The organism is Kitasatospora sp. NPDC051170 (assembly GCF_044455705.1).
In the GTDB taxonomy this organism is placed as follows: domain Bacteria; phylum Actinomycetota; class Actinomycetes; order Streptomycetales; family Streptomycetaceae; genus Kitasatospora.
In genome coordinates this window covers 85,334-111,586 of the sequence record NZ_JBITFA010000022.1, presented here as the reverse complement: position 1 = coordinate 111,586, position 26,253 = coordinate 85,334, and the positions used below count along the sequence as shown (strand labels likewise).

The window sequence follows — 26,253 nt, the reverse complement described above, 5'->3', positions numbered from 1 at the left end:
CCCCCATCATCACCCTCGACGCCCGCCGCCGCGACAGCGCCAAAAGCGCCCTCATCACCCTCGTCGAACACGCCCTCCTCGCCCGACTGCGATGATGAACGCAACTGTGGCCCACGGGAGTTGCTCAACTCCCGTGGGCCACAGACGCTTTGGTGGCTCCTACTCCGCGGGCTCCAGGCCCGCGCGGATCAGGCCGTAGGTGTACGCGTCCTCGAGTGCCAGCCAGGAGGCGGCGATCACGTTCTCCGCCACCCCCACGGTGGACCAGGTGGAGGTGCCGTCGGTGGACTCGATCAGCACCCGGGTCTTCGAGCCGGTGCCGTGCTGGCCCTCCAGGATGCGGACCTTGTAGTCCACCAGCTCGAAGCCGGCCAGCGGCGGGTAGATGCCCTCCAGGGCCGTGCGCAGGGCCTGGTCCAGCGCGTTGACCGGGCCGTTGCCCTCGCCGGTGGCGATCCGGCGCTCGCCCTTGGCCCAGAGCTTCACCGTCGCCTCGTTGCCCGAAACCCCGTGCGGGCCCTGCTCGCTGATGGTCCGCCAGGACTCGAGGGTGTAGAAGCGCTCCCGGCTGCCGCGCACCTCGTCGCGCAGCAGCAGCTCGAAGGAGGCGTCGGCGGACTCGTAGGTGTAGCCGAGGTTCTCCTGCTCCTTGACCCTGGCGACCACCCGCCCGGCGAGGTCCCGGTCGGTGGAGAGGTCGTAGCCCAGCTCCTTGCCCTTGAGCTCGACGGAGGCGCGGCCGGCCATGTCCGAGACCAGCATCCGCATGGTGTTGCCGACCAGTTCGGGGTCCGTGTGCTGGTACAGGTCCGGGTCGACCTTGATCGCGGAGGCGTGCAGGCCCGCCTTGTGGGCGAAGGCCGAGAAGCCGACGTACGGCTGGTGGGTGGAGGGGGTGAGGTTGACCAGCTCGGCGATGGCGTGCGAGATCCGGGTCATCTCGGGCAGCCGGCCCTCAGGCAGCACCCGGCGGTCGTACTTGAGCTCCAGCGCGCCGACCACCGGGAACAGGTTGGCGTTGCCGACCCGCTCGCCGTAGCCGTTCGCCGTGCACTGCACGTGGGTCGCGCCGGCGTCCACCGCGGCCAGGGTGTTGGCCACGGCGCAGCCGGTGTCGTCCTGGGCGTGGATGCCGAGCCGGGCGCCGGTGGCCGCCAGCACCTCGGCGACGATCTCCCGCACCCCGGCCGGGAGCATCCCGCCGTTGGTGTCGCAGAGCACCACGACGTCCGCGCCCGCCTGGTGGGCGGTGCGGACCACGGCGAGGGCGTACTCGCGGTTGGCCTTGAAGCCGTCGAAGAAGTGCTCGCAGTCGATGAACACCCGCCGGTCCCGGGAGCGCAGGAACTCGACGCTGTCGCGGATCATCTCCAGGTTCTCGTCCAGCGTGGTGCGCAGCGCCAGTTCGACGTGGCGGTCGTGCGCCTTGGCGACCAGGGTGACCACGGGCGCGCCGGAGGCGACCAGCGCGGCGAGCTGCGGGTCCTCGGCCGCCTTGCCGCCGGCGCGGCGGGTGGCGCCGAAGGCGACCAGCTCGGCGTTCCTCAGCTCCAGTTCGGCGGCGGCCCGGGCGAAGAACTCGGTGTCGCGGGGGTTGGCTCCGGGCCAGCCGCCCTCGATGAAGCCGACCCCGAACTCGTCCAGGTGCCGGGCGATGGCCAGCTTGTCCGCCACCGTCAGGTTGATGCCCTCGCGCTGGGCGCCGTCGCGCAGCGTGGTGTCGAACAGGTGGAAACTGTCGTCGGTGCGGCTGGCCTCGGTCATGACCCCTGGTTCTCCGTTTCGGGGAGGTTCGTACTGCTCTACGGGACTTCGTCCCGGCTCCACTGTCCAGCATCCCGCGCGCGGCCCCGGTGTCCCCGAGCCCTTCGTGGGGGCTCTCGGCCGGTCCGGAGAAACAAAAAAACCCCTCGCGGGTGCGAGAGGTCTGCGCGCGGGTCTGGACGCTGGTGGTCGCTCCGCATCGGGTCCTGCGGAGCGGTCACTGCGGACCGGCGCGCCTGCTGCTAATAATCAGCGAAAGCGAGGACACGCTGGCAGTCTGGCACACCGCCCGGGATCCGGCCCGCGCGTCTCGCGATGCGAAACGCTGCAGGCCGGAGCCGGTTTGGGCATTCCTCGGATCAGACGATCTTGTGCAGCCAGCCGTGGGTGTCGGCCTTCTGGCCGCCCTGGATCGCCAGCAGCGCCTCGCGCAGCTGCATGGTGATCGGGCCGGGCTCGCCGGTGCCCACCGTCCAGTCGGCGGCGGCGGACTTCACCGAGCCGACCGGGGTGATGACGGCGGCGGTGCCGCAGGCGAAGACCTCGGTGAGGGTGCCGTCGGCGTCGGCCTGCTGCCACTCGTCGGTGGAGATCTTCCGCTCCTCGACGGCGTAGCCGAGGTCCGAGGCCAGGCGCAGCAGCGAGTCACGGGTGATGCCGGGCAGCAGCGCGCCGGACAGCTCCGGGGTGACGATCTTCGCGTCCTTGCCCTCGCCGAAGACGAAGTACAGGTTCATCCCGCCCATCTCCTCGACCCACTTGTGCTCGGCGGAGTCGAGCCAGACCACCTGGTCGCAGCCCTTCTCGGCGGCCTGGGCCTGGGCGATCAGCGAGGCGGCGTAGTTGCCCGCGCACTTCGCGGCGCCGGTGCCGCCGGGCGCGGCCCGGACGTACTCCTTGGACAGCCACACCGAGACCGGCTTGACGCCGCCCTGGAAGTAGGCGCCGGCCGGGGAGGCGATGATCATGAACAGGTAGGAGTTGGACGGGCGCACACCCAGGCCCACCTCTGTGGCGAACATGAACGGGCGCAGGTACAGGCTCTGCTCCGGCTCGTTCGGCACCCACGCCTGGTCCTGCTGGACGAGCAGCTCCACGGCCTCGACGAAGGTCTCCACGGGCAGCTCCGGCATCGCCAGGCGGCGGGCCGAGTTCTGGAGACGGGCGGCGTTGGCCTCCGGGCGGAAGGTGGCGATGGAGCCGTCGGCCTGGCGGTACGCCTTGAGGCCCTCGAAGATCGCCTGGCCGTAGTGGAGGGTCATGTTCGCCGGGTCCATCTCGACCGGCGCGTACGGGACGAGCTGGGCGTCGTGCCAGCCGCGGCCCTCGGTCCAGCGGATGGTGACCATGTGGTCGGTGAAGACCCGGCCGAAACCAGGGTTGATCATCCGGGCCTCGCGCTCCACGGCGGGAAGCGGGTGGGCGGAGGGCTTGAGATCGAACGCGATGGGCGCCGGGGTGGGCGTGCTCATGACTGCTTCCTTCACCGTGGGGTTGGTTCGGGCCGCCACCACCGCCGGAACGTTACGGCGAGAGAAAGCCGGAACGAACGCACAGCGGCACGGCCCACTGTCGATACTCGCATCCAGAGGGCCGTGCCGAACAGTTGCCCGCTCCTTGGAGCGCTGCAAGCTGCGGTTATACGGTCCGGCCCGGGGGCCGGAACCTTTGTCCTTGGTTCCGGCCCGCTAGCCGGATACTCGGCCGGCGAGCGCGTCGCCGACCTCGGAGGTGCTACGGGTGCCCGACCGCTCGGCGAGGTCCGCCGCGACGGCCGCCTCCACCTTCGCGGCCTCGGCGGTGAGGCCGAGGTGCTCCAGCAGCATGGCGACGGACAGCACGGTGGCGGTCGGGTCGGCCTTGCCCTGGCCGGCGATGTCCGGGGCCGAGCCGTGCACCGGCTCGAACATGGACGGGAACTCGCCGCTCGGGTTGATGTTGCCGCTCGCGGCCAGGCCGATCCCACCGGTCACGGCGGCGGCCAGGTCGGTCAGGATGTCGCCGAACAGGTTGTCGGTGACGATGACGTCGAAGCGCTCGGGCTGGGTGACGAAGAAGATCGTCGCCGCGTCGACGTGCAGGTAGTCGGTGGTGACCTCGGGGAACTCCCGGCCGACCTCGGCGAAGATCCGCGACCACAGGTGTCCGGCGTGCACCAGCACGTTGTTCTTGTGCACCAGGGTCAGCTTCTTGCGCGGCCGCGCCTGCGCCCGCCGGTACGCGTCGCGCACCACGCGCTCGATGCCGAACGCCGTGTTCAGGCTGACCTCGGTCGCCACCTCCTGCGGCGTCCCGGTGCGCAGCGTGCCGCCGTTGCCGACGTACGGGCCCTCGGTGCCCTCGCGGACGACGACGAAGTCGATCTCCGGCTGCCCGGCCAGCGGGGACTTCACCCCGGGGAACAGCCGCCCCGGCCGCAGGTTGATGTGGTGGTCGAACGCGAACCGCAGCTTCAGCAGCAGCCCCCGCTCCAGCACCCCCGACGGCACGCTCGGGTCACCGATGGCACCCAGCAGGATCGCGTCGTGGGTCTTCAGCTCCGCCAGCACGTCGTCCGGCAGGGTCTCCCCACTGCGGTGGTAGCGCCGGGCCCCGAGGTCGTACTCGGTGGTCTCCAGCTTCACATCGGCGGGAAGCACGGCACCCAGGACCTTGAGCCCCTCGGCCACCACTTCCTGGCCGATACCGTCACCCGGGACAACTGCGAGACGAATCGTGCGAGACATGTCCCGGACCCTACTCCGGTGTCCCAGGTGATGACATCAGTCGTCCACCATCCGGACGGTCAGGTCAAGTCAATCTCCACCGGGAAGGGCCGGTCGACCTTCAACTCCTTGTGGTAGATGCCGGTCAGGCCGTAGGACCGGGTGGCCGGGTCCAGCTCGTAGGTGTAGACGACAGGACGGCCCTCCTCATCGCTCTCCACTCGCCAGAAGTGCTTGATCCCGGCCGCCGCGTACTTGCGCGGCTTGGTGTCACGGTCCCGCTCCTGCGATTCATCGGACACCACCTCGACCGCCAACAGCACGTCCTCCGCCTCGCAGAAGGTCTGTCGAGGCCCGGTGTCGCCGCGTTCGTCGACGACAAGGAGATCGGGCTCGGGCCTGTTTCGGCGATCCAGCTTGACGTTCATCTCACGCCACAGCTCCCAGCCCGGCGGCACGGCGCCTTCCAGAGCCCGTTCCAACCTGCGCAGTGTCCGCATGTGGAACTTCGTCTGTGCGCTCATGAAGATCAGGCTCCCGTCAAGCAGCTCCGTGTGCGGCGGGAGATCCGGCAGCCGATCCAGGTCTTCGGCGACGTATCCACCGACCGGCGGACGAAGCCAGTCGGGGTACTGCTCGATGCTCATGGTTCCTCCCATACGGGCATCCTGGCGGCCTTCTCAGGCTACTCGGCAAAACCCCCGAGGGCGTCACCCCTTCGAGGGAGCGTGCGTGACCGCTGGGGCGCCGGGGGCGCGTTTAGGGTGGCGGGATGGTGCGCAACGGGGTCGGGTGGCGGCGGGAGGTGCTGGTCTGCGGGGGTGCGGGTGGGTTGGCGGTCGGGGGGTACGCGGGGGCGGCGGGGTTGCGGGGGAGGTGGCCGGCGGGGGCCGGGGAGGTCGCCGTGCCGTACCACGCGCACCTGTGGGACCTGGTGCACGGGCAGTCCTCCGGGGACCTGCTGTTCAACTGGAACAGCGGCTACGGCGTGCCGTTCCTGGCGGACTTCTTCGCCTATCTGATGAACCCGTTCTCGTGGCTGACGACCTTGCTCCCCCGGGACCAGGGGCACCTCGCCGTCTTCCTCGTCGCCCTGGCCACCATCGGCCTCGGCACCGCCCTGATGGCCCACCTCCTGGGCCGGGTGCACCCCGGCCCGGCCCGGCTGCGCGTCGCCGCCGCCCTCGGGTACGGGCTCTGCGCCTGGGTGCTGGACATCGGCGGCGCCGCCCCGATGTGGCTCTGGGGCCTGGTCTCGCTGCCGCTGCTCGGCCTCGCCGGGGACTGGTGCCTGCGCGAGCGCCACTGGGTGGCCGGCGCGCTGTGCGTGGCGCTCGCCTGGGCGGGCAACCTGTACACCGCCGCGCTGGTCACCCTCGTCGCCGGACTCCTGTTCGCCGTACGGCTGTTCGCGACCCCGCTGCCCTTCCGGCACCGCGTCCGGGCGACCGGCAGGGCCGTCACCATGACCGCCACCGGGGTGCTCCTCGCCGCGCCCGTCCTGTTCGTCGCCGTCCGGGCCGCACGCGGCGCCCAGCCCGAGTCCCCGGTGCAGCCGCTCGGCCCCTCCGGCTTCGGCGGGCACCTGGCCCGGCTGCTGCCCGCCGCCAACGACGGGCGGCCGCTGCCGGACGTCGCGATCGGGGTGCTGGGCCTGCTGCTGGTCTGCGGGCTGCCCTTCAACCGCCGGGTGCGGGTGCGCGAGCGCGCCGTCTGGTGCACGGCACTGGTGCTGGTGGTGCTCACCTTCGTCTGGACGCCGACCTACCTGGTCTGGCACGGCCTGGCGATCCCGGCCGGCGGCCCGTACCGGGTCGCGTTCGCGCTCAGCGGGCTGCTGGTGCTGGCCGGCTGGATCTCGCTCTCCCACCGGCCGGACGCGTTCACCCTGCTGGGCGGCGCCGCGCTCGTCGCGGTGATCGCCGGCCTGGCGGCCTCGCGGCACGCGGTGGGCGCCGCGACCTGGACGCTGCTGGGTGTCGGCTGCGCCGTCCTGCTGACCGCGCTGTGGACCCTGGACCGCCGCCACGCCGACCGGCGGGCCGAGGCCCTCGCGACCTTGGTCATCGGCGGCGCGGTGCTCGGCAACGCCGTCTGGTCCGGGTACTCCGCCCTCGGCGCGGCCCCCGACCCCGGCCCCTCCCCCGCCGCCGTGCGGGCCGGACACGCGGCCGTCCGGGGCGCCGACGACTGGCCGCAGGGGCGCAGCGACCCCGGTCCGCACGCCTTCGGCACCAACGACCCGCTGCTCCTGGGCGGCCAGGGCGGCGGCTACTTCAGCGGCTACCTGCCGACCGTCGCCGCCCACCTCCTGCACGACCTCGGCGCCGGCTGGACGGCCGGCGGGCGGCAGACCGGCAGCGTCACCGACCCCGTCGGGCAGGCCCTGTTCGGTGTCCGCGCCCACCTGGACGACGGGCCGCCGCCACAGGGCTTCACCCCGGCGCGGGCGCCAGCCCCGCCCCTGGTCACCGTGCTGGCGCCGGGCACCCGGCCGGACGGCACCTCGGTGTGGTCCCGGCAGGAGTCGCTGCTGGGCGCCCAGGTGTACGACGCCCCGCTGCCCGTCCCCGCCGGCGGCCCCGCGCCCACCCTGCACGGCACCAGCGGCTGGTCGGTGCCGGGCGGGGGCGTGGCCACCGGCGGAGCCACCGGCGGGGCCGCCGGCGGGGGCACGGTGTTCACGGTCGCCTGCACGCCCGGCTCGACGGCGTACTTCCACGGCGTCTGGTTCCGGGGCGAGGTCAGCGGCCTCGGCACCACCTACCGCAGCGAGGGCGAGCAGCCCACCACGGCGGAGCCGATCCGCCGGCTGGGGCCCGTACCGGCGGACGGGACGGTACGGGTGACGCTGCGCCCGGACGGCGGGGTCAGCCAGGTGCCCGCGCGCCCGGTCGGCTGCCTGCGGGCGGGGGCGCTGGAGGCGGCGGTGGCCCGGCAGGCGGCCACCGGCGCCACGCGCGTGGAGGCGGGCGGGCACACGATCGGCGCCACGCTCCCGGCGGGCTCGACGGGCACGGCGCTGCTGTCCGTCCCGGCCACGGAAGGCTGGTCCTGCGCGGCCGGCGACGGCCCGTACGCGGCGCCGACCCCGGTGCTCGGCATGATCGGCGTCCCCCTCGGCCGGGGCGCCGACCACGTCCGCTGCACGTTCCGCCCGCCCGGCCTCACCGAGGGCCTCACGGTGTCCTCCGCCGCCGCGGCCGTCCTGGCCCTCGTCGCCGCCTTCTCCCGCTTCTCCCGGCGCCCCACCCGCACCTCGCGCCGGGAGCGCCGGGAGCGCCGAGAGCGCAGCGACCACGGCGAACGCGGCCCGGCGTCGGAGGAACCGGAGGAGTCGGAGGAGGGGTAGGGCCCGGGAGAGGCCGAAGCGGTCGGCCCGTCAGGGCAGGGTGACCACCTCCGCCCGGCGGGCGGCCGGGTTGAGGTGGTGGAGCAGCAGCAGCTTCGAGGTGTCCCCCGGCGCCCGGTGGACCTCGAGGACGTCGCCGGGGGCCTCCGGGACGGCCACCGCGGTGGGGCCGCCGAGGCCGGACTGCACGGTGACGGCCGGGTGCAGGACGTCCAGCGGCAGGACCGGCCGGACGCCGCGCAGGCCGATGGAGGAGTAGGACTGCGCCGGGTCCGGCTTGCCGGGGGCCGCGGTGCCGGTCCAGACGCCGTAGCGGACGGTGCTGTGCCCGGGGCCGACGCCCGGCAGGGCGCTCAGCCGGACGGGCAGGACGAGCACGTCGCCGTCCAGCAGCCCGGTGTCCACGTCCCCCCAGCGCGTGTTGAGCGGCTGCACGTCCAGCTCCGCGCCCGTACGGGCGTCGAGCGCGCGGGAGACGAGCACGTCGCTGCCCCGCAGCCGGTCGGCCTTGAGGATCACGTCCGTGACGCCGTCCCCGTCGGTGTCCAGCGAGACCCTGGCGCCGTACAGCCCGACCGGGGTCGGGGCGGCGGCCCAGAGCCGGACGCCGACGGACAGCTGGTCGGCGGAGGCCGCGGCGCCGACGGCCCGCAGGTTGGCGGCCCGGTCGCCGGGGTGCTCGACGCAGATGTCCTTCGGCTGGTCGGGGGTGTCGGTCGCGTCCTCGGGGCGGATGCCCGCGCCGGGGCCGACGGCGGCGCCGCTGTCGGGCGGGCAGTCGGGCCAGCGGGCGCCCTCGCCGCCGAGGGCGAAGGCGCTCAGCAGGCCGGGCCGGTTTCCGGGGGCGGAGCTGCCGCCGAGGGTGAGGAGGGTGCCGTCCCGGGTGGTGCGGGCGGCGGGGCCCGCGCCGAGGTCGGTCACCGGGCGGGGCGCGGCGAAGACGGGCACCCGCAGCTGGGGCAGGGCGGAGTCGTCCGGGCTGAACAGCACCCGCCCGGAGAGTTCGCCCCGGTAGCTGCGGGCCCGGCCGCCCTGCTCGGTGTCGATGGTGGGGTCGGGCGCGCGCCCCAACTCCCCCGGCACGGACAGCGTGACGCGCACCCGGGCCGTCCCGCCCGCCGGTACGTCGACCCGCTCGGGCGTCACCTGGTAGGAGGCGCCGGGCAGTTCGGTGGCGGCCGCGTACCCGGTGCGGTAACCCACGGCCGCTCCGCCGAAGTTGCGCAGCTCGACCTCCCGCCCGAGCTCGGTCGGCCCGCCGACCTCGACGGGCCCGAAGGAGACCCCGACCGCGCCCTCGGCGGCCCCCTCCCCCGCCGCGTAGGCGACCACGGGCGTCCGGACGGCCCGGTCGACCCGGGCCCGCCCGGCGCCGGTGCGCTCCGGCCCGTAGACCGGCCCGGTGCGGCCGTCGCCGACGTAGGTGTCGGTGGCGGTGTTCATCAGCGCGGCCTTGAGCTGCTCCACCGGCCAGTCCGGGTGCGCGGCGCGGACGAGGGCGGCGAGCCCGGTGACGTGCGGGGCGGCCATGGAGGTACCGGCCTCGCGCTGGCCGCCGCTGCCGCTGCCGACCAGGGCGGACCAGATGGTCTCGCCGGGCGCGGCGAGGTCGGGCTTGACGATCCCGGGCAGGCCCACGCCGCGCGAGGTGAAGTCGGTGAGGGTGTCGACCCGGCCGGGCTGGAGCTGGGAGACGGAGCCGTGCAGCGTGTTGCCGGGGGCGGCGAGCCGGACCTCGACGGGCCCGGCGGCGGCCGCCTCGCGCAGCCGGTCGCCGTCGGCGCGGCCGAGCAGGGCGACGGGGATGCGGTCGTTGCCGGAGATCTCGGCGAGGTGGTCGCTGTCGGCGGCGTAGAGGGCTCCGACGGCGCCCGCGTCGGCGGCGTGGTCGGCGCGCGGGCCCGAGTTGCAGGGCCGCTCGGACTCGCGGGTGCGCCAGGCGAGCACCGCGATCCTCCCGGTGAGCCGCGCCCGGTCGGCCTCGCTGAACGCGGTGCAGCCGTCCGACTGGTCGGCGGGCAGGGCGAGTCGGCCGCTCACCTCGGCGGTGGCCCAGCCCTGGTAGCGCTGGCTCCAGTGGCCGGGGACGACGCCGGCGAGGGCGTCGGGGGCGAGCACGGTGATGCCGTCCACGTCGGCGTGCCCGTGGACGGAGGCGGCGACGGTGACGGCCCGGGCGGCGGTGCCGGGGCTGCCGCCGATGCCGTACACGTCGCCGTCGTTGCCGGCGGCCGCGACGACGACGGTGCCGAGCGCGGAGAGCTTGTCGACGGCGAGGGCGTCGGCATCGTCGGGGCTGCCGAACCGGCTGCCGAGGGAGAGGTTGACGACGTCGAGCCGGTCGGAGAGGTCCCCCTTGCCGCCGGGGTCGGCGGCGAGGTCGAGGGCCTGGGCGAGGCGGTCGGTGGAGCCGTCGCAGCCGAAGACCCGGATCGCGTACAGCCGGGCGCCGGGCGCGGCGCCGGGGCCGACCTTGAAGCCGGACGGGTCGAGCCCGCTCCGGTAGGGGCCGGTGTACGGGTGCCCGTCCGCGGTGACGCCGTACCCGGCGGCGGTGCCGGCGACGTGGGTGCCGTGGCCGTTCTGCGCGCAGTCGAGCGGGTTGTCGCTGGGGTGCGGGACGGGCTGGTGGTGCGGGGAGGCCGGGTCGGGGTCGTAGTCGTCGCCGACGAGGTCCTTGCCGCCGGTCACCTTGGCGTTGGGGAAGAGCGAGGCGGGCGCGGGCTTTCCGCGCTCGACGGAGCGGAACGCCTCCTCGGTGCCGGGGCCGCCGAAGTCGGCGTGGGTGTAGTCGATGCCGCTGTCGATGATGCCGATCCGCACGCCCTGGCCGGTGTTCCCCTCGGCGCCCTCCCAGACCTGCGGGGCGCCGGTGAGCGGCACGGAGTACGCGTTGTCGCGCTGCTTGCGGACGATCGGGTGGACGGCCCGGACGCCGGGCAGCGCCCGCAGCGCGTCGAGCCGGTCGGCGGGGGCGTCGACGGCGAGGGCGGTGAGCAGGGTGCGGGTGCGGTAGAGCTCACGGGCGGTGGGCGCGGCGCGGTGGACGGCGGCGGAGAGCCGGTCGAGCGCCTCGCCGGCCCGGGCCCGCTGGGCGGCCCCGGCGTCGGCGGCCTCCCGGCGGACGGCCTCCGGGGAGCGCCGGGCCCCGCGGGCACCGTCCGCGGCGCGGCGCCAGGCGGGCCCCGCCGCCTCGGTGCCGAGTTCGAGCAGGACGCTGGAGGAGGCTCCTCGCCCGCCCGGCGGCCCGGCGGCGGACGGTCCGCCGGAGGCCGGGCCGGCGGCGAGCGCGGTGGCCCCGGCGAGCAGGGCGAGGGTGAGGCCGATCCTGGCCAGCGGGCGGCGGAGCGGACGGCCGAGGGGTGGCAGGCGCACTGTGGGTTCTCTCCCCCGGCCGGGGGACTGATCCGCACACCGTGGTCGCTGACGCCCGCCCTCGCGGACGTCGATCACCCTTCCGGGGGCCCCAAATTAGGATGATCGCGCCGGGGCGGGCGCCCAACATCCCTCGAATGGACCGCGGTTGCACTCGACGGAGTGACACGCCGTCAGCCCGGAAGGCCCAATAGGCCGATGAACGGCCCGACCCGGCCCGAAACCCGCAGACCCGGCCCGAGACCCGCAGACCCGGCCGATCAGGCGCCGTGGCCGGTCTCGCCGCCGTTGTCCCGGCGGTCCAGCGAGCGCTGGAGCGCGGCGGCGGCGAAGGGGTTGCGCTCGGCGGCCCGGCGGCGGCGCGGGGCACGGACGGGGGTGGCGGCGGGGGTCGAGGTGACACGGCGTTCGGCGGTGGTGGGCATACCTGGCTCCTTGGAGGCGGCGCGCCCCGAGGGCGCGGCGGAAGAGACTGGAGGGGTACGCGCGAGGGCAGGGGTCGCCTGCCCGTGAAGGCGCACGCGCACACGGGCCGCACGCCCTGGCTACAGGGGCGGCACACCGTATGGCTCTTCCACGGTACGACCACGGCTCTGCCGTGTCTGCACGGATACTTGGATTTCCTAGTATCTGAGACGGGACTCACCCGTCCGCACGCAACAGGGCCCGGACCCCCGTGCGAGCGGGAGTCCGGGCCCTGTGGGCCTTGCCGTGATCAGCCCAGGTCGACCGAGCGCGCGAAGCGGGCGCCGATCTCGGCGGTGATCGCCGAGAGCACGTCCTGCGGGATCTCGGTGTCCACGGTGATGGAGGCCAGCGCGCTGCCGCCGTCACGGGCGACCTGCATGCCGGCGATGTTGACGCCCGCGTCGCCGAGGTGGCGGCCGAGCACGCCGACCACACCGGGGCGGTCCTCGTACTTGAAGAAGGCCATGTGGTCGGTCAGCGCCACGTCCACGTCGAAGGAGTCCACGCCGACGATCTTCTGGGTCTGCTTCGGGCCGGCCAGCGTGCCGGAGATCGCGATCTCCTCACCGTTCGCGAGCGTGCCGCGCACGGTGATGACGTTGCGGTGCTCGGGGCTCTCGCTGGAGGTGGTCAGCCGCACCTCGACGCCGCGCTCCTGCGCGAACAGCGGGGCGTTGACGTAGGAGACCGTCTCGGCCACGACGTCCTCGAACACGCCCTTGAGCGCGGACAGTTCGAGCACCTTCACGTCGTGCTGGGTGATCTCGCCGCGCACCTCGACGTCGAGGCGGACGGCCACCTCGCCGGCCAGCGCGGTGAAGATCCGGCCGAGCTTCTCGGCCAGCGGCAGGCCCGGGCGCACGTCCTCGGCGATCACGCCGCCCTGGACGTTGACGGCGTCCGGCACCAGCTCGCCGGCGAGCGCCAGGCGCACCGACTTGGCGACGGCGATGCCGGCCTTCTCCTGCGCCTCGTCGGTGGAGGCGCCCAGGTGCGGGGTGGCGACCACGTTGTCGAAGCCGAACAGCGGGGAGTCGGTGCACGGCTCCTTGGCGTAGACGTCCAGGCCCGCACCGGCCACGCGGCCCTCGCGCAGGGCCGAGGCGAGCGCCTCCTCGTCCACGATCCCGCCGCGCGCGGCGTTGACGATGCGCACGGTCGGCTTGACCTTGTGCAGCGCCTCGTCGCCGATCAGGCCGATGGTCTCGGGGGTCTTGGGGAGGTGGACGGTGATGAAGTCCGAGACCTCCAGCAGCTCCTCCAGCGAGACGAGCTTGACGCCCATCTGCGCGGCGCGGGCGGCCTGGATGTAGGGGTCGTACGCGACGATCTTCATGCCGAACGCGGACATGCGCTGGGCGACCAGCACGCCGATGCGGCCGAGGCCGACGACGCCGAGGGTCTTCTCGCTCAGCTCGACGCCGGTGTACTTGTTGCGCTTCCACTCGCCCTGCTTGAGCGCCGCGTTGGCCGGGGCGATGTTGCGGGCGACGGAGATCAGCAGGCCGCAGGCGAGTTCGGCGGCGGTGACGATGTTGGAGGTCGGCGCGTTGACGACCATCACGCCGGCCTTGGTGGCGGCGGCCACGTCCACGTTGTCCAGACCGACGCCGGCCCGGGCGACGACCTTGAGCTTGCGGGCGGCGGCCAGCGCCTCGGCGTCCACCTTGGTGGCGGAGCGGATCAGGATCGCGTCCACGTCGGCGATCGCGCCGAGGAGCTCGGTGCGGTCGGCGCCGTTGCAGTGGCGGATCTCGAAGTCGGGGCCGAGCGCGTCCACCGTGGCGGGCGACAGCTCTTCGGCGATCAGTACAACGCCGGTCTTCACAGTTGAAGCAGTGCTCACGACAGTGGGGTCCTTAACTGTCCGGTTCCCCCGGGCACGTAGGTGGCGTGGAGGGCGGGGGAAGGTGGCATGCCGCGTAGGTAGACGCACGACGCTGTGGGCCTGACGCGCACTCGGAGTGTATCGACGGGCTGGATACCCGGCTGCTCCCGTCCGGCGAAATCACCCGGACGGGAGCAGCCTACTTGTACAAGGGCGTTACGGAATCTACGTCCTCGCGGATCTTGAGATTCAGGCCTTCTCGTTGACCCAGCTCATCAGCGAGCGCAGCTTCTTGCCGGTGGTCTCCAGCAGGTGGTCCTCGTCGGCCTTCTTGTACTCGTTGTACTTGGGCAGACCGGCCTTGTACTCCGCGATCCAGGTGTTGGCGAAGGTGCCGTCCTGGATCTCGGCGAGGACCTTCTTCATCTCGGCCTTGGTGTCGGCCGTGATGATGCGCGGGCCGGTGACGTAGTCGCCCCACTCGGCGGTCTCGGAGACCGACCAGCGCATCTTCTCCAGGCCGCCCTCGTACATCAGGTCGACGATGAGCTTCAGCTCGTGCAGGCACTCGAAGTAGGCGATCTCCGGCTGGTAGCCGGCCTCGACCAGGGTCTCGAAACCGGCCTTCACCAGGGCGGCGGTGCCACCGCAGAGGACGGCCTGCTCGCCGAACAGGTCGGTCTCGGTCTCCTCGGTGAAGGTGGTCTTGATGACGCCGGCCTTGGTGGCGCCCAGGCCCTTGGCGTAGGACAGCGCCAGGGCGAAGGCGTTGCCGGTCGCGTCCTGCTCGACGGCGACGATCGCGGGGACGCCGCGACCCTCCTCGTACTGGCGGCGGACCAGGTGGCCCGGGCCCTTCGGGGCGACCATGCAGACGTCGACGTCCGCCGGGGGCTTGATGAAGCCGAAGCGGATGTTCAGGCCGTGGCCGAAGAACAGGGCGTCGCCGGCCTTCAGGTGCGGGGCGATGTCCGCCTCGTACACGTCGGACTGGATCGGGTCCGGGACGAGGATCATGATGACGTCGGCCTCGGCCGCGGCCTCGGCGGGGGTGACGACGCGCAGGCCCGCCTCCTCGGCCTTGGCGCGGGACTTGGACTCCGGCTTCAGGCCGACGCGGACGTCCGCACCCGAGTCGCGCAGGGACAGCGCGTGGGCGTGGCCCTGGCTGCCGTAGCCGATGACCGCGACCTTGCGGCCCTGGATGATGGACAGGTCGGCGTCGTCTTCGTAGAACAGCTCGGCCACGGGGGCACATCTCCTTGCGTGATGGTTGCCGGGGGTTCCACCGTAGGTGGCCCAGGGCGGGGTTTGGGTCGTTGCTTCGAAGGGTGAGACAGCGCGCGCCGTGCGGGGCTAGGCGCTGCGGTCGAGGGCGCGCAGCGAGCGGTCCGTGATGGAGCGCGCGCCGCGGCCGATGGCGACCAGGCCGGACTGGACCAACTCCTTGATGCCGTAAGGCTCCAGCATCCGGAGCATGGCCTCCAGCTTGTCCGAACTGCCGGTGGCCTCGATGGTCACCGCTTCGGGCGACACGTCGACGGTCTTGGCACGGAACAGCTGGACGATCTCGACGATCTGCGACCGCGTCTCGTTGTCGGCGCGGACCTTCACCAGGACCAGTTCCCGCTGGATCGCAGCGGACTGGTCGAGTTCGACGATCTTTATCACGTTCACGAGCTTGTTGAGCTGCTTGGTGACCTGTTCCAGCGGGAGGTCCTCGACGTTGACCACGATCGTCATCCGGGACACGTCCGGGTGCTCGGTCGGGCCGACGGCGAGGGAGTCGATGTTGAAGCCCCGTCGGGAGAACAGGGCGGCGATGCGGGCGAGCACGCCGGGCTTGTTCTCGACCAGGACGGAGAGGGTGTGCTTGGACATGTGGCGTTCCTCAGTCGTACTGGGCAGGGGTTTCAGTCGAGATCGTCGCCGAAGTCGGGCCGGACGCCCTTGGCGAACTGGATCTCGTCGTTGGAGGTGCCGGCCGCGACCATCGGCCAGACCATGGCGTCCTGGTGGACGATGAAATCGATGACCACCGGGCGGTCGTCGATCGCCATCGCCTGCTCGATCACCGCGTCCAGGTCCTCCGGGCGCTCGCAGCGCAGGCCGACGCAGCCCATCGCCTCGGAGAGCTTGACGAAGTCGGGGATGCGGGTGCCCTGGGCCGGCGGCTCGATGCCGTCGTGGTCGGGGCCGGCGTGCAGCACGGTGTTGGAGTAGCGCTGGTTGTAGAACAGCGTCTGCCACTGCCGGACCATGCCCAGCGAGCCGTTGTTGATGACGGCGACCTTGATCGGGATGCCGTTCAGCGCGCAGGTGACCAGCTCCTGGTTGGTCATCTGGAAGCAGCCGTCGCCGTCGATGGCCCAGACGGCCGTCTCGGGGCGGCCCGCCTTGGCGCCCATCGCGGCCGGGACGGCGTAGCCCATGGTGCCGGCGCCGCCGGAGTTGAGCCAGGTGCCGGGCTTCTCGAACCGGATGAACTGCGAGCTCCACATCTGGTGCTGGCCGACGCCCGCCGCGTAGATCGCGTCCGGGCCGACCTTCTGGCCGATGCGCTCGATGACCTGCTGCGGGGAGAGCTGACCGCCCGGGGCCGGCTCGTAGCCGAGCGGGTAGGTGCGCTTCCACTCGTCGAGCTTCTCCCACCAGTCCGCGTAGTCGCCCTTGTGGCCGGCGTCGAACTCGGCCTGGACGGCGACGATCAGGTCGGCCAGCACCTCGCGGGCGTCGCCGACGATCGGCACGTCCGCCGGGCGGTTCTTGCCGATCTCGGCCGGGTCGATGTCGGCGTGGACGACCTTGGCGTGCGGGGCGAAGCCGTCCAGCTTGCCGGTGACGCGGTCGTCGAAGCGGGCGCCGAGGGTGAACAGCAGGTCGGACTTCTGCAGCGCGGTGACGGCCGGGACGGAGCCGTGCATGCCGGGCATGCCCAGGTGCTGCGGGTGGCTGTCCGGGAAGGCGCCCAGCGCCATCAGGGTGGTGACGACCGGGGCGCCGGTGAGCTCGGCGAGGATGCGCAGCTCGGCCGTCGCCCGCGCCTTGACGACGCCGCCGCCGACGTACAGCACCGGGCGCTTGGCGGCGACCAGCAGCTTGGCGGCCTCGCGGATCTGCTTGGCGTGCGGCTTGGTGACCGGTCGGTAACCGGGCAGCGCGGGCTCGACCGGCCAGCGGAAGGTGGTGGTGGCCTGCAGGGCGTCCTTGGCGATGTCGACGAGGACGGGGCCGGGGCGGCCGGTGGCGGCGATGTGGAACGCCTCGGCGATGACCCGGGGGATCTCGGACGGGTCGGTGACCAGGTAGTTGTGCTTGGTGATCGGCATCGTGATGCCGCAGATGTCCGCCTCCTGGAAGGCGTCGGTGCCGATGGCCTTGGAGGCGACCTGGCCGGTGATCGCGACGATCGGCACGGAGTCCATGTAGGCGTCGGCGATCGGGGTGACCAGGTTGGTGGCGCCGGGGCCCGAGGTGGCCATGCAGACGCCGACGCGGCCGGTGGCCTGCGCGTAGCCGGTGGCGGCGTGGCCGGCGCCCTGCTCGTGGCGGACCAGGATGTGGCGGACCTTGACCGAGTCCATGAGCGGGTCGTACGCGGGAAGGATGGCCCCGCCCGGAATGCCGAAGACGGTGTCCGCGCCGACGGCCTCCAGCGAGCGGATGAGCGACTGGGCGCCGGTCATGGTCTCGACGACGTGCTGGGGAGCGGGAGCGTGGGCGGCCGTGTTGTCCCCGCGGCGGGGGGATGCGGCGTGCTCGGTCATCTGCCTGTCTCTTCTCGGGTTTCGCCGGCCCGGATTCGGGCCCCGGTGGTGCGAGGGTGGGGTCCCGGTCGGGCCGATCGCCGGCTCTACCTCGATCCTCCCTCCCTCCGCTACCGAATCTCTCGAATCGGGACGGATCGGGCGGTCGAGGCTGGGGTATTGCGGGGTTCGAACAGCGTCGGTGCAACAAAAAACCCCTCGTGCCAAGGGCATGCGAGGGGTGGCGCGTCGGTCTGTCACAAGCAGGGCGTGGAAGCCCGCTCAGCCGACGCGCCCGCCAAGTACGAGAATTCGGGTGCGCATGGCAACGACCTTCCTCCGCTGCGGGGTCGCGTGTCAAGCAGGTGGGATGACCGTCTCGCCATGCGGACCCGCTCCCGGACCGGTCGCGGCACGGTGTTCGGGCAGGTCGGAGGGCCCGTGGTGATGTGCGACACGTCCGGGCCCGGGCTCCCCGCGGCCACTCGTCCGGGTGTCCGGGGCCACTCCCGGGGCCACTCCCGGGGCCACTCCCGGGGCCGCCGTCGGGGCCGTCGGGCGGCGCGGGGCGACCGGCCCCGGCGGGTTCGGCAGCGACCCGGGGATGTGACCCGGGACGGGCCCGGGAAGGGGGTAGCCGCGGCGGGCCAGGGCGCGGCGCAGCCGGGGCTCGTCCAGAGGCGGGGCGAAGGCCGAGCCCTGGGCCCGTCGGCAGCCCAGCTCCTGGAGGGCGGCCACCTGGCGGGGCAGGTCCACGCCCTCGGCGGCGGTGGACATCCCGAGGTCGCGGCCGAGCCTGAGGGCGTGCCCGGCGAGGGTGCGGCCGACGGCGGACTCGCCGAGGTCCTGGACGAGGGTGCGGTCCAGCTTGAGCCCGTCGAAGGGGAGCCGGGCCAGGGCCCCGAGCGAGCCGCTGCCGGCGCCGTAGCCGGCCAGCCAGGTGGAGACGCCCAGGCGGCGCAGGGCGGCGAGGCGGCGGCCGAGTTCGTCGGCGAGCGCGTCGGGGCCCATCCTGGCCACCTCGATGACGAGGTCCCCGGCGGGCAGCCTGCTGTCGCGCAGGGCGGCGGCGACGGTCTCGTACAGGCCGGGGGTGCAGAGCCGCTCGGCGGACAGGCGCACGGCCACCGGGACGGGCGGGGGCGGGAGCGTGCCCCGGCCCCTGCCGGGCAGGTCGCGGCGGTCGGCGGCGGCCGCGACGGCCTCGTGGACGAGCCAGCGGGCGAAGCGGGCGGCGGCGTCGCCGTGCTCGGCGGAGCGCAGGAACTCGGCGGGCGTGAGCAGCAGTCCGCCCGCCGAGCGCCAGCGGGCCTGGGCCTCGACGCCGACGACGGAGCCGCTGACCAGGTCCACGACGGGCTGGTGGAGCAGGGTGAACCCGCCCTCGCGGACGGCCAGGCGCAGCCGGTCCTCCAGTTCGCTGCGGCGTTCCAGGTCGGCGCGCATGGCGGGGCTGTAGAGCACGACGCGGCCCTTGCCCTCGGACTTGGCGCGGTACATCGCGAGGTCGGCGTTGCGCATCAGCTCGTCGGCGGCGGCGCGGGGGTCGGCGGCGGGGCCGCGTTCGGGGGTGCCGAAGGCGATGCCGATGCTGGCGGCGACGCTGAGTTCGGTGCCGCCGATCCAGTACGGCTCGGAGAGGGCGACGCGCAGCCGGTCGGCGAGCTCCTGGACCTGGAGGCGGCCGAGCGGGCCGCAGACCAGGGCGGCGAACTCGTCGCCGCCGAAGCGGGCGACGGTGTCCCCGCAGCGCACGGCGCCCTGGAGGCGGCGGGCGGCCTGGACGAGCAGTTCGTCGCCGACCTGGTGGCCGGCGGTGTCGTTGACGGCCTTGAAGCCGTCGAGGTCGAGGAAGAGCACCGCGACGCCGGCGCCGGGCCGGCCGTGGTCGGGGGCGGCGGGCGCGGGGCCCTGCTGGCCGCGGGCGCCGAGGGCGGCGCGCAGGCGCTGGGTGAACAGCGCCCGGTTGGGCAGGTCGGTGAGCGGGTCGTGGAAGGCGTTGTGCTGCAACTGGGCCTGGAGCATGACGCGTTCGGTGACGTCCCGACTGTTGAGGATGAGGCCGTCGCGGTGCCGGCTGACGGTGGACTCCACGTGCAGCCACTCGCCGTCGCCGGAGCTGATCCGGCACTCGACGCGGGCGGAGGGCTCGGCGGTGCCGGGGCTGCGGTGGGCGGTCAGCCGCACCCGGGCGAGGTAGCGGCGGACCTCGGAGAGCACCCGGTCCACGTCCTCGTGGTGGACGAGGTCCAGCAGGTTGCCGCCGACGAGTTCCTCCGGGTCCCGCCCGTAGACGCCGAGCGCGGCCGGGGAGACGTACGAGAGGACGCCGTTGGCCCCGGCGATCATGATGACGTCGCTGGAGCCCTGGACCAGGGAGCGGAAGTGCGACTCCTTGTGGGCGAGTTCCTGCGCCAGCGAGAGGTTGTCGAGCAGCATGACGCCCTGGCGCAGGATCAGCGCCAGGCCGACGGTGCACGCGGCGGCGGCCACCACCCGGTCCAGCTCCCGGCCGCCGAGGGCGTTGTAGAGGATGCCGGCCGTGCAGACGGCGGCGGCCGCGTACGGGGTGAGCGCGCTGAAGGTGGTGGCGACCCGGCGGCGCGGCAGGCCCCCGGCCGAGGGGTGCTCGCGCAGCGGGCGGCGCCAGCGGGAGGACCAGGGCGCCCAGGCGAGCAGCAGGCTGCCGGAGAACCAGCCGGCGTCCAGGAGTTCGCCGGAGTGGTAGCTGTTGCGCAGCTCGGGCGAGGTGAACAGGGCGTCGCAGAGCACGGTGACGGCGAGCGCGACCATCGCGGTGTGCACGGCGGCCCGGTTGCCGTCCCGGCCGCCGAAGCGCAGGCCCACGACCAGGCTGACCAGCAGGATGTCCAGCACCGGGTAGGCCAGGCTGAGGGCGATGCGCAGCGGGGAGCCGTCCTCGCCGGCCGCGATCCGGCCCAGCGCCAGGCTCCAGCTGAGGGTGAACAGGGAGCCGGCGATCAGCCAGCCGTCGAGCAGCAGGCAGAGCCAGCCGGCCGCCGAGCGGGGGTGCTGGGCGAGGACGAGGACGCCGGTGATGGCGAGCGGGGCGAACAGCAGGAAGGCGTACTCGGCGAGGGAGTCCTGCGGGAGCGGGCGGCGGACGACGAGTTCGTACCAGCCCCAGGTGCCGTTGCCGAAGGCGACCATCAGCGAGGAGAGGCCGAACAGCAGCCAGGCGGGGCGGGCATGCCCGCCGACGGTGCAGCCGTACACCAGACAGGAGAGCGCGGCGGCGAGGGCGGCGGCGGCCAGGCCGAAGTCGCCCATGAAGATGGAGAGTTGGCGTGATCCCCAGCCGGCGGAGGCACCGACGGCATAGGCGAGGCAGAGCCCGCCGAGGGCGAGCCCGGGCAGAGCGCGGCCGGCCCGGAGCCGGCCCGGCGACCCGGGGCACCCGGCCTGACCGGGCCCGGGCAGGCCGGGTGCGGACGCGTCGACGGGCGCGGACTCATCGATCGTCGGTGGGCCCGGGCGTCCGGCTCCGGGCAGCACCGTATCGGTGGAGCTCACTGGACCTCTCCCCCTCCGGCCCGGGACGTGGCACCCCGGCCCGGTCGGGACCCTACACCAATTCCGTCACTCAATGACACGCACATTCAACTTAGAGTAATGGCGTGTGCGTTGGGTGAGTCCGCCGATTCCAACGGATCGGCCCGGTTGGCGGAGGCGCACGGGGAGGGGCTCACGCGGCGCGCACGGGTGCACGCCCCGGCGCTCGAACGCCGGGGCCCGCCCCGTCCCCGCAGGTCGCGGGCCCTGCGGGGGGTGCGCTCAGCCTCCGGCGAGGGACAGGTCGTCCGGGAACAACCGCAGCCGGTGCGCCAGTGCGGCGGCCTCTCCCCGGCCCGCGACCCCCAGCTTTCCGAGGATGTTGGACACGTGCACGCTTGCGGTCTTCGGAGAGATGTACAGTTCCTCGGCGATCTGACGGTTCGTCCAGCCCCGCGCGAGAAGTCGAAGCACGTCCCGCTCACGGGGGGTGAGCCCGAAGGAGTCCCCGGCGGCCGGCTCCGGACGGGCCGCCGGCACCGACGGCCCGGCGGGCGCCAGGTCCAGCCCGGCCCGCTCGGCCAGCCCGGCGATCTGCGCCGCCAGCGGACGGTCACCCCGCACCGACGCCAGTTCGCCCGCCTCGCGCAGCAGTTCGGCCGCGCCCTCGCGCCGCCCGGCCAGCAGCTCCGCCTCACCGGCCCGCAGCAGGGCCAGCGCCAGCGGGTACGGCAGCCCGGTCGGCCGCAGCAGCGCGACGGCCTCCGCCCACTGCTCGGGGCTGTCCGCCCCCTCGACCCGGGCCAGCTCGACCTCCAGCAGCCGGGCCCAGCCGTGGTGCAGCGGCGCCCGGCGGCGCAGCCTTCCCGCGGCGGCGGCGATCGCGGCCACCGCAGCGGCCCGGCCTTCGTCGGCCGCGGGCAGGCCCCGGCTGTCGGCCTCCACCGCGGCGCCCTCGACCAGCAGCGGGTACACGTCCGTCTCGAAGCCGAGCAGCCCCTCCCCCGCCAGTGAGCCGAGCAGTTCGGCCCGGGCCTCCAGCGGCCGGCCGGCCTGCGCGGCCAGCGCCACCGCTAGCCGGGTGATCGACACCGCCCGGTGCCCGTCGTCGGCGCCCACGGCCGCCCGGGCCCGCGCGAGGGCCTCGGCCGCGCCGGTGAGGTCGCCGGCGAGGCGGGCGAGGTCCCCGCGCATCCGCTCCAGCTCGGCGTTGCCGCCGGCCAGGCCCGAGCTCTCGGCCGAGGCCAGCACCTCTGCGGCCTCCTCCAGCCGGCCGAGGTCGATCAGCGCCTCGATGAGGTTGCTGGCCAGGACGGAGCCGATGTTGCGCAGCAGCCCGTTGCCGTCCGCGAACTCCAGGCCCTCCCTGGCCAGTTCGACGGCCTCCTCGGGCCGGCCCAGCTCGCGCCGCATGTTGGCGAGGTTGTTGAGGCCGCGCAGCAGCAGGTCCGGCACACCGAGGCGGCGGGCCCGCTCGACCGCCCCGGTCAGCTCGGCCTCCCCGCCCTCGATGTCGCCGAGGATGTCGTAGCGCAGGTGGCCCAGCGTCATCCGGGTGTGGACCTCCACCTGGTGCGCGCCGACCTCCTCGGCGATCCGGATCGCCCGCTCGGCCAGTTCGATGTCCTCGGGCCCCGGGCCCCGGTACAGCGCCCGGCCGGCGCTGAGCGAGAACACCTCGGCCTGCACGGCGGACGGCTTCCTGCCCTCCACCAGCCGCAGCGCGTGCGCGATCTCCTCGTCCGCGCCGGGGCGCAGCAGGGTGTCCAGCAGCCGGGCCCGGTTCATCCGGAACCACGCCGCGCGCATCGGGTGCACGGCTTCGTCGACCAGCTTCAGGGCCCGTTTGGCCAGGCTCAGGCCGCGCTCGCGGTCGCCGCAGCGCCGGGCCGCGACCACCGCCTCCGCCAGCACGTCGACCAGCTGGATGCTCTCGCAGTCGTCCGCGTCCTGGTCGCAGGAGCCGGGCGGATAGGTCTCCGCCCAGTCGTACGGCCGCAGGGTGTTCGCCAGCACCTCCTCCGAGACGGAGTCCCACAGCTCCAGCGCCCGCTCCAGCATGCCGAGCTGCTCGGCGAAGGCGTTGCGGCGGCGGGCCGCCCGCGCGGCGTCCAGGGCCGTCGGCAGGGCACGGGCCGGATCGTGCGCGTGGTACCAGTAGTTGGCCAGCCGGGCCGCCAGTGCGTCGGCGCGCACCAGCTGCGGCTGCGCCTCCACGGCGAGCGCGAACTTGCGGTTGATCCGGTGCCGTTCGCCCGGCAGCAGGTCGTCCGAGACGGCCTCGCGGACCAGGGCGTGCCGGAACCGGTAGCCCTCGCCGTCCGCGTCCAGGCGCAGGATGTTGGCGCCGACGGCCGCCCGCAGGGACTCGATCAGCGTGTCCTCGTCGTCGGCCAGGACGGAGGCCAGCAGGGCGTGTTCGACCTTCGAGCCGCCCTCGGCGGCGATCCGCACCACCCGCTGGGCGTCCTCGCCGAGGCTCTCGACCCGCACCAGCAGCATGTCGCGCAGCGAGTCGGGCAGCCCGGCGCCGCAGCCGTCGTGGAAGGCCGTGGCCAGCTCCTCGACGAAGAAGGGGTTGCCCTCGGAGCGCCGGTGGACGCGGTCCACCAGCTGCTGATCGGGGGTGCCGGTGCCGAGGATGCCCGCCAGCTGGGCGGCCACCTCGCGGCGGCGGAACCGGTCCAGCTCCATCCGCTGGACGGTGCGCACCCGCTCCAGCTCCGCCAGGAAGGGCCGCAGGGGGTGACGGCGGTGCAGGTCGTCGGTGCGGTAGGTGCCGATCAGGAGCACCCGGGAGCTGTGCAGGGTGCGCACCAGGAAGGCGAACAGCTCCCGGGTGGAACGGTCGGACCAGTGGAGGTCCTCGACGGCGAGGACGAGGGTACGGTCCGCGCCGAGCCGTTCGAACAACCTCGCGGTGTGCTCGAACAGCCGGGCCCGGCCGTACTCGTCGTTCGGCTCGCCGTCCGCCTCGCCGAACTCCGGCAGCAGCCGGGCGAGATGGCCCTCGCTGCCCGCCGCCGCGCTCTCCAGCTCGGCGCCCAGCGCGCGGTACAGCCGGCGCAGCGCGGAAGCCAGCGGCGCGAACGGCAGCCCCTCGGCGCCGACCTCCAGGCAGCCGCCGAGCGTGGTGACCGCCCCGCCGTCCGCGGCCCTGCGCAGGAACTCCTCCAGCAGCCTGGTCTTGCCCACGCCGGCCTCGCCGCCGATCAGGACGGCCTGCGGGCTGCCGGAGCCCGCCCGGCGCAGCGCACCGGTCAGGTCGGTGATCTCGCTGCCACGGCCTACGAAGACGGGACTCACCGATATCTGCTGCATGGAGGCGAGCATGCCATAGCCGGAGCCACTGGTGAGAGGGGTTATCTCCTGCCGCGAACGCCCGGAGGGGGAGGCGCCTTTCGGCTGCGCCTCCCCCTCCGGAACCTCGGCGGCACCTTCACGGTGCCTTGCCGTCAGCACGCGGTCTGCTTGACCGGGCGCCGCGCGAAGCGGGAGGCCACCGGACGGCGCCGAAGGCGGCCGGCCTGCTTGGCCTCGCGGACCAGGCGGTCGTGCTCGGCGCGGTCGGCGAGCTCGTGGGCCTGCTGCTGGATGAGCTGGTACTCGATCACTTCTGTTCCCCTTGTGGGTTTCACTGCGTTTCCCTGACATGTAAGAGCTTCCTCTCCCAGATGGGGGTGCCACATCGGGAGCGTGACCCATGTTTCGAAGGCCGGATGCCTTAGACGGGCACCCCGGGTACGGCAAAGGCCCGGTCCCACCCCCTTACGGAGGTGAAACCGGGCCTTAGACCTTGCTAAGAGGGCCTTAGGCGCCTTAGGTGCCTTAGAAAGACGGCCTGAGAGTCAGGCAGCGCCGAGCTTCTCCAGGCTGTGCTTACTGTCCTTCCGCGGCGAGCCGCTCCAGGATCAGGTCCTTGACGCGCGCCGCGTCCGCCTGGCCCCGGGTCGCCTTCATGACCGCGCCGACCAGCGCGCCCACCGCGGCGACCTTGCCGTCGCGGATCTTGGCGGCGATCGCCTCGTTCTCGGCGATGGCCTGGTCGACGGCCGCTCCCAGCGCGGAGTCGTCCGAGACGACGGCCAGGCCGCGCTTCTCGACGACCTCGTCCGGCTCGCCCTCGCCGGCCAGCACGGCCTCGATGACCTGACGGGCCAGCTTGTCGTTCAGCTTGCCCTCGGCGACCAGCGCGGCGACCCGGGCGACCTGTGCCGGGGTGATCGGCTGCTCGCTCAGCTCGGTGCCGGTCTCGTTGGCTCGGCGGGCCAGCTCGCCCATCCACCACTTGCGGGCCTGGTCGGCGGGGGCGCCGGCCGCGATGGTCTCCTGGATCGGCTCCACCGCACCGGCGTTGAGCACCGCCTGCATGTCCTTGTCGGACAGCGCCCACTCGGCCTGCAGCCGGGCGCGGCGCACCCGCGGCAGCTCGGGCAGCTCGGCGCGCAGCTCCTCCACCCAGGCGCGGGCCGGGGCCACGGGCACCAGGTCCGGCTCGGGGAAGTAGCGGTAGTCCTCGGCGTTGTCCTTGATGCGGCCCGAGGTCGTGGAGCCGTCCTCCTCGTGGAAGTGACGGGTCTCCTGGATGATGGTGCCGCCGTCGGTCAGGACGGTGGCGTGGCGCTGGATCTCGAAGCGGGCGGCCCGCTCCACGCTGCGCAGGGAGTTGACGTTCTTGGTCTCCGAGCGGGTGCCGAAGGTCTCGGTGCCGTTCGGGCGCAGCGACAGGTTGACGTCGCAGCGCATCTGGCCCTTGTCCATGCGGGCCTCGGAGACGCCCAGGGACTTGATGACCTCGCGCAGCTCGGCCACGTACGCCTTGGCGACCTCGGGGGCGCGCTCGCCCGCGCCGACGATCGGCTTGGTGACGATCTCGATCAGCGGGATGCCGGCCCGGTTGTAGTCGAGCAGCGAGTGGGTGGCGCCGTGGATGCGACCGGTGGCGCCACCGACGTGGCTGGACTTGCCGGTGTCCTCCTCCATGTGGGCGCGCTCGATCTCCACGCGGAAGGTCGAGCCGTCCTCCAGCTGCACGTCGAGGTAGCCGTTGAAGGCGATCGGCTCGTCGTACTGCGAGGTCTGGAAGTTCTTGGGCATGTCCGGGTAGAAGTAGTTCTTCCGCGCGAACCGGCACCACTCGGCGATCTCGCAGTTCAGCGCCAGGCCGATCTTGACGGCCGACTCCACGCCCACCGCGTTGACCACCGGCAGCGAGCCCGGCAGACCCAGACAGGTCGGGCAGGTCTGGCTGTTCGGCTCGGCGCCCAGCTCGGTCGAGCAACCGCAGAACATCTTGGTCTTGGTACCGAGCTCGACGTGGACCTCAAGGCCCATCACCGGGTCGTACGACGCGAGAGCGTCCTCGTAGGAGACCAGGTTCATGACGCTCACAGCGTCCCTTCTCAACTAAAGACTTGGGAGGTACGGGCCCGGCCGCCACGCGATGGGCGGCCGGGCTCAGGGCGTGTCTTGCGGGTCCTTGCCGGGGCCGCGCCGCCGGGG

Annotated in this window: 15 protein-coding genes and 1 pseudogene; 2 read left to right on the top strand and 14 right to left on the bottom strand. The window is 73.4% G+C overall.

What is annotated here, in order from left to right; all coding sequences use genetic code 11:
- Positions 1 to 95, top strand: a pseudogene (locus tag ACIBCA_RS33940) (ATP-binding protein); the annotation flags it as partial.
- Between the two features lie 64 nt (positions 96 to 159).
- On the opposite strand, the gene cimA reads toward ACIBCA_RS33940, so the two are convergent.
- The 4 genes from cimA to ACIBCA_RS33920 form a co-directional block, all read right to left on the bottom strand.
- Entirely contained in the window at positions 160 to 1,764 is a 1,605-nt protein-coding gene (gene cimA / locus ACIBCA_RS33935; protein ID WP_396286938.1) for a citramalate synthase, read from the bottom strand.
- A 359-nt stretch (positions 1,765 to 2,123) separates the two neighbouring features.
- Positions 2,124 to 3,236, bottom strand: a complete 1,113-nt coding sequence (locus tag ACIBCA_RS33930; RefSeq protein ID WP_396286937.1) for a branched-chain amino acid aminotransferase — start codon at positions 3,234 to 3,236, stop codon at positions 2,124 to 2,126.
- A 216-nt stretch (positions 3,237 to 3,452) separates the two neighbouring features.
- Entirely contained in the window at positions 3,453 to 4,490 is a 1,038-nt protein-coding gene (locus ACIBCA_RS33925) for a 3-isopropylmalate dehydrogenase (protein WP_396286936.1), read from the bottom strand.
- 59 nt (positions 4,491 to 4,549) lie between these two features.
- Entirely contained in the window at positions 4,550 to 5,116 is a 567-nt protein-coding gene (locus ACIBCA_RS33920; protein WP_396286935.1) for a Uma2 family endonuclease, read from the bottom strand.
- Positions 5,117 to 5,373: 257 nt separating this feature from the next.
- Between ACIBCA_RS33920 and ACIBCA_RS33915 the strand changes: the two genes are divergently transcribed.
- On the top strand, positions 5,374 to 7,821 hold the full coding sequence (locus tag ACIBCA_RS33915) for a YfhO family protein (protein ID WP_396286934.1): 2,448 nt from the start codon (positions 5,374 to 5,376) through the stop codon (positions 7,819 to 7,821).
- 30 nt (positions 7,822 to 7,851) lie between these two features.
- Here ACIBCA_RS33915 and ACIBCA_RS33910 read toward each other — a convergent pair whose 3' ends face one another.
- The 10 genes from ACIBCA_RS33910 to gatB form a co-directional block, all read right to left on the bottom strand.
- A complete protein-coding gene (locus ACIBCA_RS33910) occupies positions 7,852 to 11,196 on the bottom strand; it encodes a S8 family serine peptidase (protein ID WP_396286933.1) in 3,345 nt (1,114 codons plus the stop codon).
- A 260-nt stretch (positions 11,197 to 11,456) separates the two neighbouring features.
- Positions 11,457 to 11,621 (bottom strand): hypothetical protein, encoded by a 165-nt coding sequence (locus tag ACIBCA_RS33905; RefSeq protein ID WP_396286932.1) that lies wholly within the window; start codon positions 11,619 to 11,621, stop codon positions 11,457 to 11,459.
- 290 nt (positions 11,622 to 11,911) lie between these two features.
- Positions 11,912 to 13,492, bottom strand: coding sequence for a phosphoglycerate dehydrogenase (serA, locus tag ACIBCA_RS33900; protein WP_396286944.1), 1,581 nt, complete (start codon positions 13,490 to 13,492; stop codon positions 11,912 to 11,914).
- A gap of 249 nt (positions 13,493 to 13,741) precedes the next feature.
- Complete coding sequence (ilvC, locus tag ACIBCA_RS33895) at positions 13,742 to 14,740, bottom strand: ketol-acid reductoisomerase (protein ID WP_396286931.1); 999 nt, start codon at positions 14,738 to 14,740, stop codon at positions 13,742 to 13,744.
- 108 nt (positions 14,741 to 14,848) lie between these two features.
- A complete protein-coding gene (gene ilvN / locus ACIBCA_RS33890; protein ID WP_030286969.1) occupies positions 14,849 to 15,373 on the bottom strand; it encodes an acetolactate synthase small subunit in 525 nt (174 codons plus the stop codon).
- Positions 15,374 to 15,405: 32 nt separating this feature from the next.
- Positions 15,406 to 17,259 (bottom strand): acetolactate synthase large subunit, encoded by a 1,854-nt coding sequence (locus ACIBCA_RS33885; protein WP_396286930.1) that lies wholly within the window; start codon positions 17,257 to 17,259, stop codon positions 15,406 to 15,408.
- 336 nt (positions 17,260 to 17,595) lie between these two features.
- The gene (locus tag ACIBCA_RS33880) at positions 17,596 to 20,616 is read right to left on the bottom strand and encodes an EAL domain-containing protein (RefSeq protein WP_396286943.1); all 3,021 of its coding nucleotides are present in this window, start codon (positions 20,614 to 20,616) and stop codon (positions 17,596 to 17,598) included.
- Positions 20,617 to 21,033: 417 nt separating this feature from the next.
- Positions 21,034 to 24,072 carry an AAA family ATPase gene (locus ACIBCA_RS33875; RefSeq protein WP_396286929.1) on the bottom strand — a complete coding sequence of 1,013 codons (3,039 nt, stop codon included), beginning with the start codon at positions 24,070 to 24,072 and terminating at the stop codon, positions 21,034 to 21,036.
- Positions 24,073 to 24,206: 134 nt separating this feature from the next.
- Complete coding sequence (locus ACIBCA_RS33870) at positions 24,207 to 24,365, bottom strand: hypothetical protein (protein ID WP_396286928.1); 159 nt, start codon at positions 24,363 to 24,365, stop codon at positions 24,207 to 24,209.
- Between the two features lie 265 nt (positions 24,366 to 24,630).
- A complete protein-coding gene (gene gatB / locus ACIBCA_RS33865) occupies positions 24,631 to 26,142 on the bottom strand; it encodes an Asp-tRNA(Asn)/Glu-tRNA(Gln) amidotransferase subunit GatB (protein WP_396286927.1) in 1,512 nt (503 codons plus the stop codon).
- Positions 26,143 to 26,253 lie beyond the last annotated feature (111 nt).

Excerpts from the sequence above, each read along its gene's own strand:
- cimA (WP_396286938.1), bottom strand. The coding sequence starts at position 1,764 with ATGACCGAGGCCAGCCGCACCGACGACAGTTTCCACCTGTTCGACACC.
- ilvN (WP_030286969.1), bottom strand. The coding sequence starts at position 15,373 with ATGTCCAAGCACACCCTCTCCGTCCTGGTCGAGAACAAGCCCGGCGTG.
- ACIBCA_RS33875 (WP_396286929.1), bottom strand. The coding sequence starts at position 24,072 with ATGCAGCAGATATCGGTGAGTCCCGTCTTCGTAGGCCGTGGCAGCGAG.
- ACIBCA_RS33925 (WP_396286936.1), bottom strand. The coding sequence starts at position 4,490 with ATGTCTCGCACGATTCGTCTCGCAGTTGTCCCGGGTGACGGTATCGGC.
- ACIBCA_RS33885 (WP_396286930.1), bottom strand. The coding sequence starts at position 17,259 with ATGACCGAGCACGCCGCATCCCCCCGCCGCGGGGACAACACGGCCGCC.
- ACIBCA_RS33920 (WP_396286935.1), bottom strand. The coding sequence starts at position 5,116 with ATGAGCATCGAGCAGTACCCCGACTGGCTTCGTCCGCCGGTCGGTGGA.
- ACIBCA_RS33905 (WP_396286932.1), bottom strand. The coding sequence starts at position 11,621 with ATGCCCACCACCGCCGAACGCCGTGTCACCTCGACCCCCGCCGCCACC.
- ACIBCA_RS33930 (WP_396286937.1), bottom strand. The coding sequence starts at position 3,236 with ATGAGCACGCCCACCCCGGCGCCCATCGCGTTCGATCTCAAGCCCTCC.